Source organism: Prosthecobacter sp. (genome assembly GCF_046154365.1).
Classification (GTDB): domain Bacteria; phylum Verrucomicrobiota; class Verrucomicrobiia; order Verrucomicrobiales; family Verrucomicrobiaceae; genus Prosthecobacter.
Genome location: NZ_JBJXFV010000200.1, coordinates 1 through 13,681, shown reverse-complemented (window position 1 = coordinate 13,681; position 13,681 = coordinate 1). Strand labels below are relative to the sequence as shown.

General features: G+C 59.3%; 13 protein-coding genes. 5 read left to right on the top strand and 8 right to left on the bottom strand.

From position 1 onward, the window contains the following. The first annotated feature begins 86 nt into the window (after positions 1 to 86). The gene (locus ACKVY0_RS25690; protein WP_409217724.1) at positions 87 to 1,568 is read left to right on the top strand and encodes a PLP-dependent transferase; all 1,482 of its coding nucleotides are present in this window, start codon (positions 87 to 89) and stop codon (positions 1,566 to 1,568) included. Positions 1,569 to 1,576: 8 nt separating this feature from the next. On the opposite strand, the gene ACKVY0_RS25685 is transcribed toward ACKVY0_RS25690, so the two are convergent. From ACKVY0_RS25685 to ACKVY0_RS25675, 3 genes are read right to left on the bottom strand one after another with little or no spacing between them, the layout of a single operon-like run. Beyond that, positions 1,577 to 1,798, bottom strand: coding sequence for a DUF4926 domain-containing protein (locus ACKVY0_RS25685; protein WP_409217723.1), 222 nt, complete (start codon positions 1,796 to 1,798; stop codon positions 1,577 to 1,579). A 17-nt stretch (positions 1,799 to 1,815) separates the two neighbouring features. After that, positions 1,816 to 2,148 carry a DUF6883 domain-containing protein gene (locus tag ACKVY0_RS25680; RefSeq protein ID WP_409217722.1) on the bottom strand — a complete coding sequence of 111 codons (333 nt, stop codon included), beginning with the start codon at positions 2,146 to 2,148 and terminating at the stop codon, positions 1,816 to 1,818. A gap of 3 nt (positions 2,149 to 2,151) precedes the next feature. After that, positions 2,152 to 7,122, bottom strand: coding sequence for a PVC-type heme-binding CxxCH protein (locus ACKVY0_RS25675; RefSeq protein ID WP_409217721.1), 4,971 nt, complete (start codon positions 7,120 to 7,122; stop codon positions 2,152 to 2,154). A gap of 188 nt (positions 7,123 to 7,310) precedes the next feature. On the opposite strand from ACKVY0_RS25675, the gene ACKVY0_RS25670 reads away from it, so the two are divergent. Further along, positions 7,311 to 7,700, top strand: a complete 390-nt coding sequence (locus ACKVY0_RS25670; protein ID WP_409217720.1) for a molybdopterin synthase catalytic subunit — start codon at positions 7,311 to 7,313, stop codon at positions 7,698 to 7,700. Between the two features lie 539 nt (positions 7,701 to 8,239). Continuing rightward, positions 8,240 to 8,671, top strand: coding sequence for a DUF5069 domain-containing protein (locus ACKVY0_RS25665; RefSeq protein ID WP_409217719.1), 432 nt, complete (start codon positions 8,240 to 8,242; stop codon positions 8,669 to 8,671). A gap of 213 nt (positions 8,672 to 8,884) precedes the next feature. Here ACKVY0_RS25665 and ACKVY0_RS25660 read toward each other — a convergent pair whose 3' ends face one another. The 5 genes from ACKVY0_RS25660 to ACKVY0_RS25640 form a co-directional block, all read right to left on the bottom strand. Continuing rightward, positions 8,885 to 10,141, bottom strand: coding sequence for a C39 family peptidase (locus tag ACKVY0_RS25660; RefSeq protein WP_409217718.1), 1,257 nt, complete (start codon positions 10,139 to 10,141; stop codon positions 8,885 to 8,887). A 153-nt stretch (positions 10,142 to 10,294) separates the two neighbouring features. After that, positions 10,295 to 11,344, bottom strand: coding sequence for a virulence RhuM family protein (locus tag ACKVY0_RS25655; protein WP_409217717.1), 1,050 nt, complete (start codon positions 11,342 to 11,344; stop codon positions 10,295 to 10,297). An 11-nt stretch (positions 11,345 to 11,355) separates the two neighbouring features. Further along, positions 11,356 to 11,589 (bottom strand): hypothetical protein, encoded by a 234-nt coding sequence (locus ACKVY0_RS25650; protein WP_409217716.1) that lies wholly within the window; start codon positions 11,587 to 11,589, stop codon positions 11,356 to 11,358. Positions 11,590 to 11,660: 71 nt separating this feature from the next. Continuing rightward, positions 11,661 to 12,275 carry a hypothetical protein gene (locus ACKVY0_RS25645; RefSeq protein WP_409217715.1) on the bottom strand — a complete coding sequence of 205 codons (615 nt, stop codon included), beginning with the start codon at positions 12,273 to 12,275 and terminating at the stop codon, positions 11,661 to 11,663. Positions 12,276 to 12,284: 9 nt separating this feature from the next. Further along, positions 12,285 to 12,464: a hypothetical protein gene (locus ACKVY0_RS25640; RefSeq protein WP_409217714.1), complete on the bottom strand. Its 180-nt coding sequence runs from the start codon at positions 12,462 to 12,464 to the stop codon at positions 12,285 to 12,287. A 243-nt stretch (positions 12,465 to 12,707) separates the two neighbouring features. On the opposite strand from ACKVY0_RS25640, the gene tnpA reads away from it, so the two are divergent. Continuing rightward, the gene (tnpA, locus tag ACKVY0_RS25635; RefSeq protein WP_409217713.1) at positions 12,708 to 12,974 is read left to right on the top strand and encodes an IS66 family insertion sequence element accessory protein TnpA; all 267 of its coding nucleotides are present in this window, start codon (positions 12,708 to 12,710) and stop codon (positions 12,972 to 12,974) included. 336 nt (positions 12,975 to 13,310) lie between these two features. Beyond that, positions 13,311 to 13,681, top strand: a 371-nt coding sequence (locus ACKVY0_RS25630; protein ID WP_409217712.1) for a type I restriction endonuclease, incomplete at its 3' end; no start/stop codon positions are given.

The window sequence follows — 13,681 nt, the reverse complement described above, 5'->3', positions numbered from 1 at the left end:
GCACCCAACCATGACGCTCAACGCGAGTTTCAGCCTCTATTCCTTTGATTCCCGGCCTCTTTGCGTGAAGAAAAGACCGCTCTGAAATGACCGACCTCTTCAAACACCCTCTCTGCAACGCCGAAGACCTCGGCAAAGCGATCCCTGATCACGAACTCGGCGTGTCTGTGTGTCTGCCGCTGTGGAAACACGTGATCGGCTATGAGGAAGGCGATCAGGAAATCGTCTCGAAGTTCAAATCCGGCTATCCGCGCTTCTGCTGCCCACCGGCCATCACGCGGCTGTTTGAAGCCGCCGAAAAGGAATTCGCCGTCGCGGGCGAACGCTGCCTCGTGTTTCCGCGAGTCGTGCATGCGGAGCGCTGCGTGCAATTCATCCAAACGGGCCGCGTCGTCGAATGGACCACGCATCAGCTCGGCGTCGCGGTGTTTCCGGCCGACAGCTATGTGAAGGCCCGCAAGTTCTGGCGCTTCTGCGGTGAATGCGTGAGCACACGGCAGGCCTGCGAGGCTTTGGGATCGAAATCGAGCGGTGTGACCGAAGCCGAAGGCAAAGCGGCCAACCTCACGATCAAACAGCGCATTGCCCAGCTCGCCGGGCAGCAGCCGGAGGATGTGTTTCTCTTCCCTTCCGGCATGGCGGCCAATTTTGCGGTGCATCGCATGCTCACGCATCTGTTTCCCGGCCGCAAAACCGCCCAGCTCGACTTCCCGTATGTCGATGTGCTCAAGCTCCAGCAGCTTTTCGGCAGCGGCGCTCACTTCCTGCCGCTGATCAAGGAAAGCGAGTATGACGATCTGCGCACGCTGCTGCAACGCGAACCTCTCGCCGGTATCTTCTGCGAAGCGCCGAGCAATCCGCTGCTCCGCTGCGTCGATTTCGAGCGCCTGCTCGCCATTCGTGCCGCAGCGCAGCCCGGCGTGCCGATCGTCGTCGATGACACCATCTCCACCGTCGCGCATGTCGATGCACACCGCGTCGCCGATGTCGTCACGACGAGCCTGACGAAGAGTTTCTCCGGCGCGGGGGATGTTCTGGCTGGCAGCGTCGTCTTGAACCGAAAATCACCGCACCACGCGGCTTTCTCCGCCTTCCTCACAGAACATGCCGACCACGAACTCTGGCGTGGCGATGCCGTGGCGCTCGAGCTCAACAGCCGCGACTTCACTCAACGCGCCACCGCGATGAGCCGCAACGCCAAGGCGCTCGCCGAGCATCTGCGCTCGCAGCCCAAGGTGGATCGCGTCTGGCATGCGGCAACGGAAGGCGGACGCGGCTACGAGTTCATCCGTCGCGAGAACGGCGGCTACGGCTGCCTGTTGTCCTTCACGCTCAAAAATCCGTCGCAGAACAGCCCCAAAGTCTTCGACGCTCTCCGCGTGTGCAAAGGCCCCAGCCTCGGCACGAACTTCACGCTCGCCTGCCCCTACACGCTGCTCGCGCATTACGATGAACTCGACTGGACCGAAAGCTGCGGCGTCAGCCGCTGGCTCATCCGCGTGTCCGCTGGTCTGGAAGACACGGCGGACTTGATAACGAGGTTTGACGAGGCGTTGGCGAGGAGCTGACCCCGGCTTTATGCCGCCGCGAGTGCCTCGTGCTTCAACAACAGCAGCTCGTTCCGGCGACAGGTGCGGAGTCCCAGTGTTTTGCCCCGAAGATCCACAAACTCGACCTCAAACTCATTGGGGGAATAAACCTCCACCACTGCGCCGACCTGCCCGGCGGCGAGATGGGCCTCGGGCACGGCATGCAGCAGTGCCACGGTATCGAGTTGATGGATGGGGCGTGTTTCCATAAGGACAGCGTCAGAGTTTATAACACATGGAAGGTGACCAAACGAGGTGATTTTTCGCCGTGCCTGATGATCCACACGGCTCTCACCAGCGCTGACTTGCCTGCTCTTGTGAACATGAAGTCCATTTCGTAATGTTGCCCATGCGGTGTGAGCTTGGTGGCGATGCATTCATAGGTTCGCGCGGCCTCCAGCAAACGCCGCTGGATTTCCTCCGCATGGTCCTGCCGCAGCCCGAGCGATGCCTCAAACACCCTGGCCTTGTGCTTGCCGACAGGATGATCCGGGCTGAGCGAGTAATCGCTCAGCTTTTCGATCTCGACGATCGCATCCTGCGAGCCTGGTAGTTTCATGACTCACTTCTTCTCCAGCCGCACATAATCCAGCCCCACCATGTTCCCCGGAGCTGCGGACGGATTCGGCGGAGCGAGTGTGAAGGTGAATTGGTGATCACCTGCCGTGAGTTCATGCGTGCCCCAGTCGAGTTCGTCGGTGAGGATGACCTTGTCCGCGTGGTAACCGTCGAAGGAGGACGCCACCGGTTTGCCGTCGAGGGTGATGCTGATGACGCCGTAGTCACGGGCCATGGTGAGGACGCCGAGGAGATGGTATTTGCCTGCTTCTTTGACCGGGATGGCGAGCGTGAGCTTTTGATCGGGCTTGGCACCAGTCCACCAAAGCTGTGAGCCGCCGCTCCACTTGTTGCCGAAGCCGCCCATGCCTTGAATGCGGGTGCCGCCGCCAGTTTTGGCAATGATCTTGAGCGTTTCGCCTTCGAGGGCACCTTCGACATTTTTTGCGCCGGCTTTGACGGCATTGCCGGAGCCACCACTTTGCAGATACTTCACCAGATCAATCACCATCTCGGGTTGCAGCGCGTCGAACAAGCCTTCAGGCATCGTGCTGAGCTTCGACACCTCACGTTTGGCGATGTCGGGCTGCGGCAGCGTGAACTCAATGCCGCCCATCATGGCGATCTTCACGATGGCGGGGCTTTCGTCTTTGATAACACCGCCCATCACGCGGCCGTCCTTCATGGTGAAAAGATTGAGCTGGTAGGCTTTCCCGATCACCGCGTTGGGATCGAGCACGTTTTCGAGCAGGTAGTTCAAGTCTGCGCGATTGCTGCCGGTGATGTCGGGACCGACGTTCTGGCCTTCACCCAAGAGCTTGTGGCACGCGCCGCAGGTGCCGAGGAAGATCATCTTGCCCTTCGCGAGATCGCCCTTGGCCAAAGCCGCCGACGTCAGGAGTGCGGTGTATTTTTTCTTCCGCTCACCGAGGTCCGCCTTCGGTGCATTCACATCGCCCCAGGCGGATTTGATGAGGGCGTTGATCTCCTTGTCGTCGAAGGCGGTAAGCTGGCGGACCAAAAACGGCGACAGCGCCGTGGCAGACACTGTTTTGGCCTCGACGGCTTTGAGCAGCGCATTGGCGCCTTCTTTGGTGGAGGCGAGGGTGTTGATGGCGTCGGGGATTTCGACAGGAGATAACGAAGGCAACGAAGCACTGAGGATCAGAGGCGTTTCGGCGTCCTTGAGTGAGGCCAGGGCTTGGATGGCTTTGCGGCGGAGCGACGAGGGAGCGTCTTGGGTGGCGACGATTTGTTGCAGGAGCTTCGCGGTGGCGCTGTCTTGAGCTTGGAGGAGAACCGCCAGTGCTTTCTCGCGTACTGGCGTGTCGAGCTTGGCCGAGTTGAGCTGGCTGCGGAAGGCTTGCAGCGCCTCCGCATCGCCGAACAGCGCGCTGAGTTCGAGGATGAGGTTCGGAGTCCCGGTCAGAGTCCCGCTCGGAGTCCCGGCTTTAGCCGGAGAGGCGTCCTTCGGCACATTGGACACGGCAGACCCCGCGTTCCCCTTTCCGCCTGAAGGCGGGACTCCGAGCGGCGCCCCCAACTTCTTCGCGATCTCCGACCAGTTCGGCGGCATCGTCAGTTTCCCGCCATTGCGTGCAGCGGCGACGACCATGGCGAGCACGGGCTCGCGCTTCGCGGCATCGGGTTCCTTCGCGAGTTCGGCGAGCATGACAGCACGCCCCGCATCATCGGAGGACAGGCGGCGGTAGATGAAGCCGGTGACTTTTTCGAGCTTCGACGCCTTCGCGAGCTGCATTCCCACCGCCGGGTCCGCCGCCACGACGGGCTCGATGCCATACCAGATGAGCAACGGGATCATCGGATCGTCCTTGTCCTCGCCGTGCTTGAGGAGGGCGGTGGCGAGGGGCCCGATTCGAGAGGGGACTGTTCTGCGCAGTTCGGAAGCCAATTCCCTGCGGACCAATGGAGACGGATCCGTAGCAGCAATCTTCTCGAATGAATCATAGAGATAATCTGGCCCGATTCCCTCGGCGCGAAGAACTCTGATGGCCGCAACTCGTTCACGATCACTTGTGGACTTCAGCATGTTTGTTGCGGCTACGCCATACTGATTGAATGAGAAACAGCCTAGCGTCCATAATGCACGCAGCCTCTGAGATTCAGTTGATGCCTTTCCGGTGAGATCGTTGAGAGGTTGTTCAGCATCATATCCTTTCAGTTCCCCAGTTTTACTTCGCTCCATCAGCACCCGCCTCGCCATGCGTGATTCCCACTCGTTCTCCGTCTGCACGGCGAGTTTTGCGAGCGCTTCATCGCTTTCCTTGGCGAGGTCGAAGGGCGCGTTGGGGATGTAGCCTGACTCGCCAGAGTCAGGATGGGCGCGTGGCGAGGCCTGGGGACGCTCGTCCTTGCTCTGGCGAGCAAGGCTACTCCCGTAGCTGATGCGGTAGATGCGCCCGTTGCTGCGGTCCCAGTTTTCGACGGCGTTGCTGCCGCGGTGGCAGATTTGCTGGTCGCTCCAGTCGCTGACATACAAGGCGCCATCGGGGCCGACTTTCTGCGTGACGGGGATGAAGTGCATGTCGTTCGATCGCATGAAATCGCTGCCATGCTTGCCGATGTAGGTGCTGCCCTTCACATCGGTGTAGTTGGTGACGAGACGATGGCCGTGGAGATTGCCGAAGAGGAGTCGGTTGCGATACGTCGGCGGGAAGAGGCTGCTCTGATAGATGGCGAGGCCGCAGTGCGCGTGGCCGCCGCCGAGGGCGTTGGTGTCGTTGTTCATGACGCCGGCACCGGTTTTGGCATCGAAAGTCACATCAGGCCGCGCACTGCCGGCGTAGTGCGCGTGATCGGCGATGGTCTTGATGTCTTCATACGTGTAAGGATTGAAGTGCTGCCCGGCCTGCCGCTGATAACGTCCGCCTGGGACGATGTGGTAGAGATGCGGGATGACGCAGGCGGTGACGAAGAACTCACCATGCTGGTCGTAATCGAGCCCCCAGGGATTGCTGGTGCCCTCGGCGAAGATTTCAAATTCATGCCGCACGGGATGGTAACGCCAGATGCCCGCATTGATGGGAATGCGTTTCTCATCCGGCGTGCCCGGTTTGCCGACCTTCGAGTGTGTAAAGACGCCGTGGCAGCCATACAGCCAGCCGTCCGGCCCCCAGATGAAGCTGTTGAGTGTTTCGTGGGTGTCTTGGCTGCCCCAGCCATCTAGGAGGGCGTAAGCGGTGAAGTTGAGGCCGGGGACTTTCGGACGCTGATCGGTCGGATCAGACGGATCGGGCTGATCATTCCGATCTTTGTCAGGAATGAACATCAAATACGGCGCGGCACCCACCCACACGCCGCCGAAGCCCAGCTCGATGCCGCTGACGAGGTTCAGGCCTTCGCAGAAGATTTTCTTCGTCTCGAAGTTGCCGTCGCCATCCTTGTCTTCGAGAATCTTGATGCGGTCCTGGCCTGCGCCGACTTCGCGTGGCTTCGGGTAGCTGTTTCCCTCCACGACCCAGATGCGACCGCGCTCGTCGAAGGTGAAGGCGATGGGCTGCACAAGATCCGGTTCGGCGGCGATCAGCTCGGCTTTGAAACCGCCGGGGAGCTGCATGGACTTCAACGCATCGGCTGGCGACTGCCCTTTGGCGTAATCCTTCTGCGGCTTCAAGGCGGGGCCGTACATTTTCTTCGGTGTCGTGTCAGCCGTCGAGTCTTTGCGTTCCTGCAGCAGTACAAACACACCAGCCTTGTTGCCGACAACGATGTCGGGCAGCTTGTCGCCATTCACATCGCCGACCTGCACATCGACACCGACGCCGCTTTCGGCATCAACGAGATGCGGTATGAAATCGACGCCGCCCTTGCCATCGCGCTTCGTTTCATACCAATAGACGACGCGTGCGCCGCGTTCGTCGGGATCGTGGCCGTTGTGCGCCCAGTAGCGCTTACCGGTGACGATGTCTTTAACGCCGTCGCCATTGATGTCAGCGAGGAAGGCAGCGTGAGGCTGGGAGAAGACGATGCCGTAGTCGTTGTCCTGCGGCTGCTCGCTGGCGAGCATGACGCGGGTCCAGTTGGGCCCGCTGAGAGGAGTTTCGAAGGGAGCATAGGGCTCTTTGCCTGCTCCCTCCTTATTGTTTTCGACGCGGGCAGGAGCACCGGCGCGTTCTTCAAGCTTGTTTTGCAGAAACACCGCCACGCCGTAGCGATGTGCGGAGAGGCTAGTGAAGATGTCGTTCGTACCATTGCCGTCAAAGTCATACGCGAACATCTGCGCCCCGCCGCCGACACCGACGGCAAAGGTGTGAGGGTGAAAGTTTACCGATATGTAGCCGCCAGTGAAGGGCACCTCATGCCAGCTGAGATCCTCAGGCTGTTCCCACCAGCGGCGCGCTTCCAGGAGATCCAGCCTGCCGTCACCATTCACATCCCCAACTCCGAGACCATGGGTGAACTTGCCCATGGCCAGAGACCCTGGTTGACAGCCCGTGAAGTGCCATTTCTGGGTTGGATTTTCCCAGTCGGGCTCGAACCAGCCCAGCCAGCCCCGGGTGCTGCACACGATCTCCGGTTTGCCGTCGCCGGTGATGTCGGTGAAGACGGGGGATTCGTTATCGACGACATCAGCGACGATGTGCATGGGCCACGGTTTGTCGTCGTGCGTGCCGGGGTTCAGATACAGCCGCGCTTCCTTGCCGGGGAAGCCGAGGATGAGGATGTCGTTGCGTTTATCGGCGTCGAAGTCGTGGACGTAGGCGAAGAAGTTGTCCGAGTAGCCATTGATGCTGAAGATCTTCGGCTCGTAGTAGGCGTGCTTTTTTTCGAAGGCCGGTCCTTCCCACCAAAACGGTCCCGCGACGACGTCGGGCTTGCCGTCGCCATTGATGTCGCCGATGGCCGCGCCTTCGGAATAGAAGTCGCCGTGGAGCTGCTGGCGCTTCCAGGTGATTTGCGTGGCGGCGTGGGCCGTCGTGGCCGCAGCGAGAGCGAGAAGGAGCAGACGTTTCATGGTTGGATAACCGAAACGCTATCAGAAAGCGGTGCTGGCAGACAAGTTTTATGCACCATCGGCCATAAGGGGCGAAGTTGGCGTTGGCTTTTTTCACCACAGAGTTCACAGAGGAGCAGAGAGTTCGGAAAACCATGCCTCTGTGATTCTCCATGCCCTCTGTGGTAGTTTGTCTGCCTCCCACGCCTATGCCGCCCGTGTTCATCCTGAACGAAGAACCCATCCAGCCCGCCACGACGGTCTTCAAGTCCGGCGAGGGCGCGGAGGCGCAGTTCCTCGGCGTGGTGCGTGGTGAGGAGGACGGCAGGCCGATTTCCGGCATCGACTACAGCGCCTATCTGCCCATGGCGGAAAAGATGCTCAACGAACTCGTCGAACGTGGCGAACGCGAGCACGGGCCGCACCGCGTCTTCATTCAGCATCGCCTCGGCTTCGTCGCCGCCGAGCATCCGAGCATCCTCATCAAAGTGCGCACGAAGCACAGCGCAGAGTCCTTCGATCTCTGCCGCTGGTATTTGAAGGAGATCAAAACCTGCGTGCCGATCTGGAAGCGGGTGGTGTTGGCGAGTCAGGGGTAGTTCGGGTTTGCCGCAGAGGGGCGGAGGAGCAGTGGGCAGAGTTTGTTCTGACAATCTCCGCTCCTCTGCCTCTTTGCCCCTCCGATTAACTTGGCGAGTTCCGGCGCGGTCTTGATTGGTAAAAAGATGGACGTCAAAAGATGAAAACAGGGTTCCCATTTTTTGCCGGCCCGCTTGCCGTTTGGTAGTTATACCCAACGTCACCATGATTGGTGAATCTTTACTGCGGAGTACTGGAGTCATGGAGTGCTGGAATGCAGAACTCCATCACTCCAGCACTCCATCACTCCAAAGGCCCGGAACTCCCAAATCTTGATGACGCGAGGCATACTCCCTGTTCCACCACCAAGCCGCTTTGAGTTCACGTGCTCCGTAGCAAGGATGGCGAAGGATGAACGAATGACCAAGCCCGAAGCTCGTTTGGAACATCATTCGGCATTCCTCATTTCATCCTGCGCAGTCTTGCTACGGAGAATGGATCGGATTTCGTCATTCCTCCGCCAGTTTGACTCCATCACGACTCCTCGCTAAAGGGAAGCATGGCATTTCCCCTTCGTTCTCCTCGTGATCTGGTCGGCGGCATCGCTGTGTTTGGCCGTATCCTCGATAAAATCCGGCTCAACGCCAAAGAGGGCAAACTGCCCGACGGCTATCATCTCGGCTATCTCTCCGGCAGCCGCACGTTCGATGAACGCGTGTGCAAATTTCTCGGCGTGGACTTCTCTGCGCTGTCAAAACGCACGCTGGAAGGCGGCACGGACGAGGAGATCCTCGAATGGTGCTGCCTGAATGGCCACCGGCCCACCACGGAGCAGATCGAAATCTGGAACGGCTTCATGCACAAGCGCGGCTGGCGCGATGCGGCCTCCGCCGGGCTCTTGAAGCAACGCGAAGAAGCCGGACTCGGCCACCGCGAGGATCTCGTAACCTTCTTTGACATGATGGATGTCGAAGAGGGCCGTGCGGCATGACGCCAAGAGCATAGGGTAAAGGGCCAAGAGACGGTCTGCGGTCTGCGCAGGCTGAAATGCGTCTCTACACCTTTCGAGAGACCCAGATTAAAGCCACACCGCAGAGAGCGGAACGCCGAAGAGAATGGCCTTCTGCATCAAAGTCTCTGCGGCGTTCCAAGCTCTGCGGTGTAAATCAGTGTTTCCTTCTTCCTTCGCGCTTTGCCCTCCGCCTCAAAAACCGCGTGGTGCCATCGAGTAGAGGCCCATGGTGACATCGTAGGCATCGAGCAAGGCCATGCGCTTGAGTTCATGGCCTGCGCCCCAGGAGTCGGTGAAGAGCACTTGGTTTTTCGCCAGATTGTAGCCGATGACCATGCGCATGTGACCGCCGCTGACCTGGCCACCGCCTGGAAGCGGCGGCTCTTCGGGCTTCTCGCCCAGCGAGAGACCCCACAGTAGTGGCACGCCTTTTTCGACGTTCTCTTTGATGAGGGAGAGGAACTCTTTCTCGGACACGCGGCGCTTGCGCCCCGCACTGTAATACAACTCGGGATTTACCAGTGGTTTGAAGGTGACTTTGAACGCGCTGTCGATCTTGGCGAGGCTCTTCTGCATGACCATGATGCTTGCGCCACTCTCCGCATCGACGCTGACGAGCTTCGCCATCTCATGCTGGTCACAAGGGATGCGCATGTACTCAAACAGGCGCTGGCAGCTCGCGGCGACGCAGTAACCTTTCTGGCCTTGATCCACCATCGGCACGCCGGAGATATAGACATCCCCTTCAGCCGTCTTTTTGACACGCTGGAGCAATTCCATGCGCTGCACGCCCACCGCCAGCTTGCCCATGCTCCAATCCGCCTGATTGGGTGCGGCGAGCTTCAGACGCAGGAACTCAGGCTTCGTCACCTTGCCCGGCGTGTTGTACTCGTTGTATTCGAGCAGGGCGATGCCGGTGGGCGCGCTCCACATCCAACCCGTGACCGGCAGCGCGGCGTTGGCGGACATGAGCTGCTTTTTTGGGGCCGCCTTCGTCACCTGGCCGAGGTTCTGGCCGATTACTTTGAAGATGCGGTCGAATTCCTTCACTTCGATGTCGCCGGAATCACCGCGATTGTAGAACGAGATCGTGGCGCGTGCCGCCTTGCCATTCACGAACTCCAGAATCGCCTCCTCCACCTTGATGGAACCGCCAAACATCGTCAGGTTGGTCTCCGCGTTGCTGAACATGTGCCTGGAAAAACGTGCGCGATCTTTGCTGGCGCTCACCCATTCAAACTGCGGTGCCTTCTGCTGCTTTTCCTGGTCTTCGAGCTTCAGCACATAGTTTTTCTCAAAGCTCTCCGGCCCCCATTGCCACAGCTCCGCGAAGTTCAGTAACGCGTCGAGATTGGCGGAGAGTTCGGGCAGCCTGCGCTCCTGGGCTTGTGCCAGACATGGGAGGCATGCGACGAAGGAGACGCAAAGGATGGAAGCAAGACGAAGCATGCGGCCAGTTTTACCCGCTCCGCACCGCGGGTGTCAATCATTGCCCACAGTTTTGTCATGGTTTCGGGATATGCTCAAAACGCGGCTGCCCTTTGGTGCTGCTGCCCCATCCCCACCTTTTCGCCAGTAGCGGCGCTTCGCACATGGATGGGGTCAGGCGGTTGGCGGTTTCTTTTTGCCAGAGGGTTTGGCTTTGGGCTTCGGCAGGCTTTTCACCACCCGGTCGAAGTCCGACTCATAGCGTCGGTCCTGCTCCATGCGGAAGGTGGCGTACGCTCTTTCTGCCAGGGCCAGTGCCACGGCGTGAGACACCCGGCCTTTGTCCTGCAGGATTTCTTGTTCATTGAATTGCAGGAAGGCCTCCAGCCGGCTTTCCCAGTCCGCCATCTTCATCAGGCGCCCCCGGCTGGCCTGGAACTCCGCGTGGTCCAGATACATGTCCACGATGTGGTTCAGCGTCTTCAGCTCATCCGCCTTCAGGTAATTCTTCGCCGTGCCGATGTCCGTTTTTAGAATCTTCCCGCCCGTGCCTTTCTTCCAGCTTGTCAGCCCCATCGTCGGGTGTTTCGCGTCAGCACGCTCTGCAATGATCTCAGCAGCCGTGTGCCTCGTGATGGCGAAGTGCAGCTTGTTCTGCACCGTGGCGAAGAAACGTTCGGCGGCGGCCGTGTTCGGCGAGTAGTCGGCGGCGGTCGCGTAGATGTCCGTGATCTTCTGATACATCATCCGCTCGCTAGCACGAATCTCACGCACCTCCTCCAGCAATTCCTCGAAGTAGCGCTGGTCAAACTTCGTCCCACGCTTGAAGCGCTCCTTGTCGATGGCGAAGCCCTTCAAAATGTAATCCTTCAGCCGGTCCGTGGCCCAGGTGCGGAACTGCGTGGCGCGCGGGCTGCTCACTCGATAACCGACGGCGATGATGGCCTCCAGGCTGTAGAACTTCATCCGGTAGTTTTTCCCATCGGCGGCAGTGGCCGAGGATTCCTCGGTAACTGCCTTTTCTTCCAGCTCCCGCTCGGTAAAAATGTTCTTCAAGTGCAGGCCGATGTTGTCCGTTGAGCACTCATACAGCTCGGCCATCAGCTTCTGCGTCAGCCACACATTCTCGTTTTGAAAGCGCACCGCCACGCGGGTCTGACCATCCGCCGTGGTGAAGATGGTGATGTCGTCGTAGCGCTCGGGCTCCTCGGGATCGGGTTTCATGGGCGTGGTCATCAGCTGGCGCTCACCCATTCAAACTGAGGTGCCTTCTGCTGCTTCTCCTGGTCTTCGAGCTTCAGCACATAGTTTTTCTCAAAACTCTCCGGACCCCATTTCCATAGCTCCGCGAAGTTCAGCAGCGCATCGAGATTGGCGGCGAGTTCGGGCAGCCTGCGCTCCTGGGCCTGTGCCAGACATGGGAGGCATGCGACGAAGGAAATGCAAAGAACGGAAACAAGACGAGGCATGCGGCCAGTTTTACCCGCTTCGCACCGCTGGTGTCAATCATTGTCCACGACAGCAAAGAATGCGGCGGGCATCAAAGCTCACTCCACACCCACCACTCCATCAGGTTGGACCAGTCCACGAACGACAAGTCTTCCTCCGAATGGCCGCGTGCTTTCAATTGGTTGGGAACCCATTCCAAAAATCCGCGAAAACGCTTCTGGATGGCCAGGGTGCCGGGATGCATGCGTTTCTTGTCCTGGTCGTTCACCCATTTTCGCACGGCCTGAATGGCCCCGTCCGTGGTCCCATGATGACTGTGAATGTCCTGGCCGGCGATGTCCGACAGAAACACCTGATAACGATAGCGCTCCCGGTCGAGCACCAGTGCTGATTTCCGCCGCGCCACCGCTGCCGGCTTATCGGCGATGCCGAGAAACAGCCCAAGTTCGAAGGGCATGTTGAACCGTGGCAGGCCTGATTTTGGGTCCAGCTCTGTCCGCGAGATGTCATGAATGCCGTAGCGGCATTCCTTGATCAGCCGCATGATTTTAGCGAGACGGATGACGCCGGCATTGTTCTCCTCCAGCGCAGAGCGCGGCGTGAAGCCGCACGCCAGCACCGTGAACTGCACCGCGCGCAGCAGGGGTGCATAGTCCGCATCAAACGGACAGTTGATGAACACCTGGTCTGGCTTGCTGCGGGGCATGCGGCCGGATCATTGGCTGCTCAGCATGTCGCGACGGGCGGACTCCACGATCTCGCGGATCAGCGAGCGGGACAGGGTGCCTTTCCCTGGATGCGGCCGCAGGGTTACCATCACATCGCCAATCATCACCTTGCGGGGCTTGTTCACCGCCGACTGCTTGGGCTTGGTTTTGATGTCGGTCTTCGTCATAACATTCCGATGCTAGCCGACGATCCCCGTTTTGCCAACAGACAACTCACGGGCCGCACCGCCGCTGGCGAGGGTTCCGAACTGGCGACGGGAAAGATTGGAAGGAGTCATGCGAGGAGCCTACACGGATGGCGCGTGGGATTCCAAGCAAAGAATGCAGGGCAACCTTTACCGAATCCAAAGTAAGCACCTCAGCAACCCCGTCTAGCCGTTGGGCGGCACGGAGGCGAGAGCTTCGGGCTTATGAAGCGATATACCGAAGCCGAGCGAAAAAAGTTCATCTCCCAATTTCAACGCAGTGCCATGACCGCCGTGGCGTTTTGCAGGGCGCAGGGCATCAGCACGGTAAGCTTGAGTCTGTGGCGCAAGCGTTATAACCGCACGGATTCCACCTCAGGAGGCAGGCGACGAAGGAAACGCAAAGGACGGCAGCAAGACGAAGCATGCGGTCAGTTTTACCCGCTTCGCACCGCTGGTGTCAATCATTGTCCACGTTTCGAGGCAGTCTAAAGGGCCGAAAAACGAGCGCACAATGCCAGGCATCTTCTTTTTCGTTCCTCACCACGCGTGCCTGCCGGTGCGGCTGATTTCAGGCCACACGGTCATGCTTTCAAGGCTCAACCCGGCTGCTTGCGTTCTGCGCGGTTCCGTTTGTCAGACAGTTGCAGCCCCCGTTTTCCGCAAGATGAAACACCTGCCACCTTTCCCCCAGGAACCGGGAAACAAGAACGCACATTCAATGTTCACGGTTCCATGTTGATCGTTCAATGTTCTGCGCCTTGGGCGTTGGTTTGCCTTGTCCACACGCCCATTTCCCGCTCTCATTGGCGAAACTCCTGATACCCGATGCCTCCCTCAAACATCACTTATGACCTGCCGTCTGACGCCCCGCGTTCAGTCGTCCGGGAAGACACCATCGAATACGGCTTCATCGGCACCCTCCAGGGACTCAAATACGAATACCGCCCGGACATCACCGACCGCGCCTCGCTTGAGCGCAACTTCCGCGAGAAGTTTCAGGCGCTGAACCGCGTCACACTCACCGACTCTGAGTTCGCCCGCCTACTGGATGAAATCGTCACGCCCGATGTCTTCACCGCGTCCAAGCTCCTCCGCCAGATCAACTCTTTCACCCGCGACGACGGCACGCCGCTGAACTACACCCTCGTCAACATCAAGGACTGGTGCAAAAACACCTTCGAAAAAAAGATGCCAGG

What these genes read in the sequence shown, in the direction of transcription:
- tnpA (WP_409217713.1), top strand. Translation starts at nt 12,708, where the DNA reads ATGAAGCGATATACCGAAGCCGAGCGAAAAAAGTTCATCTCCCAATTT.
- ACKVY0_RS25670 (WP_409217720.1), top strand. Translation starts at nt 7,311, where the DNA reads ATGCCGCCCGTGTTCATCCTGAACGAAGAACCCATCCAGCCCGCCACG.
- ACKVY0_RS25685 (WP_409217723.1), bottom strand. Translation starts at nt 1,798, where the DNA reads ATGGAAACACGCCCCATCCATCAACTCGATACCGTGGCACTGCTGCAT.
- ACKVY0_RS25660 (WP_409217718.1), bottom strand. Translation starts at nt 10,141, where the DNA reads ATGCTTCGTCTTGCTTCCATCCTTTGCGTCTCCTTCGTCGCATGCCTC.
- ACKVY0_RS25650 (WP_409217716.1), bottom strand. Translation starts at nt 11,589, where the DNA reads ATGCCTCGTCTTGTTTCCGTTCTTTGCATTTCCTTCGTCGCATGCCTC.
- ACKVY0_RS25655 (WP_409217717.1), bottom strand. Translation starts at nt 11,344, where the DNA reads ATGAAACCCGATCCCGAGGAGCCCGAGCGCTACGACGACATCACCATC.
- ACKVY0_RS25675 (WP_409217721.1), bottom strand. Translation starts at nt 7,122, where the DNA reads ATGAAACGTCTGCTCCTTCTCGCTCTCGCTGCGGCCACGACGGCCCAC.
- ACKVY0_RS25645 (WP_409217715.1), bottom strand. Translation starts at nt 12,275, where the DNA reads ATGCCCCGCAGCAAGCCAGACCAGGTGTTCATCAACTGTCCGTTTGAT.
- ACKVY0_RS25680 (WP_409217722.1), bottom strand. Translation starts at nt 2,148, where the DNA reads ATGAAACTACCAGGCTCGCAGGATGCGATCGTCGAGATCGAAAAGCTG.
- ACKVY0_RS25665 (WP_409217719.1), top strand. Translation starts at nt 8,240, where the DNA reads ATGGCATTTCCCCTTCGTTCTCCTCGTGATCTGGTCGGCGGCATCGCT.
- ACKVY0_RS25640 (WP_409217714.1), bottom strand. Translation starts at nt 12,464, where the DNA reads ATGACGAAGACCGACATCAAAACCAAGCCCAAGCAGTCGGCGGTGAAC.
- ACKVY0_RS25690 (WP_409217724.1), top strand. Translation starts at nt 87, where the DNA reads ATGACCGACCTCTTCAAACACCCTCTCTGCAACGCCGAAGACCTCGGC.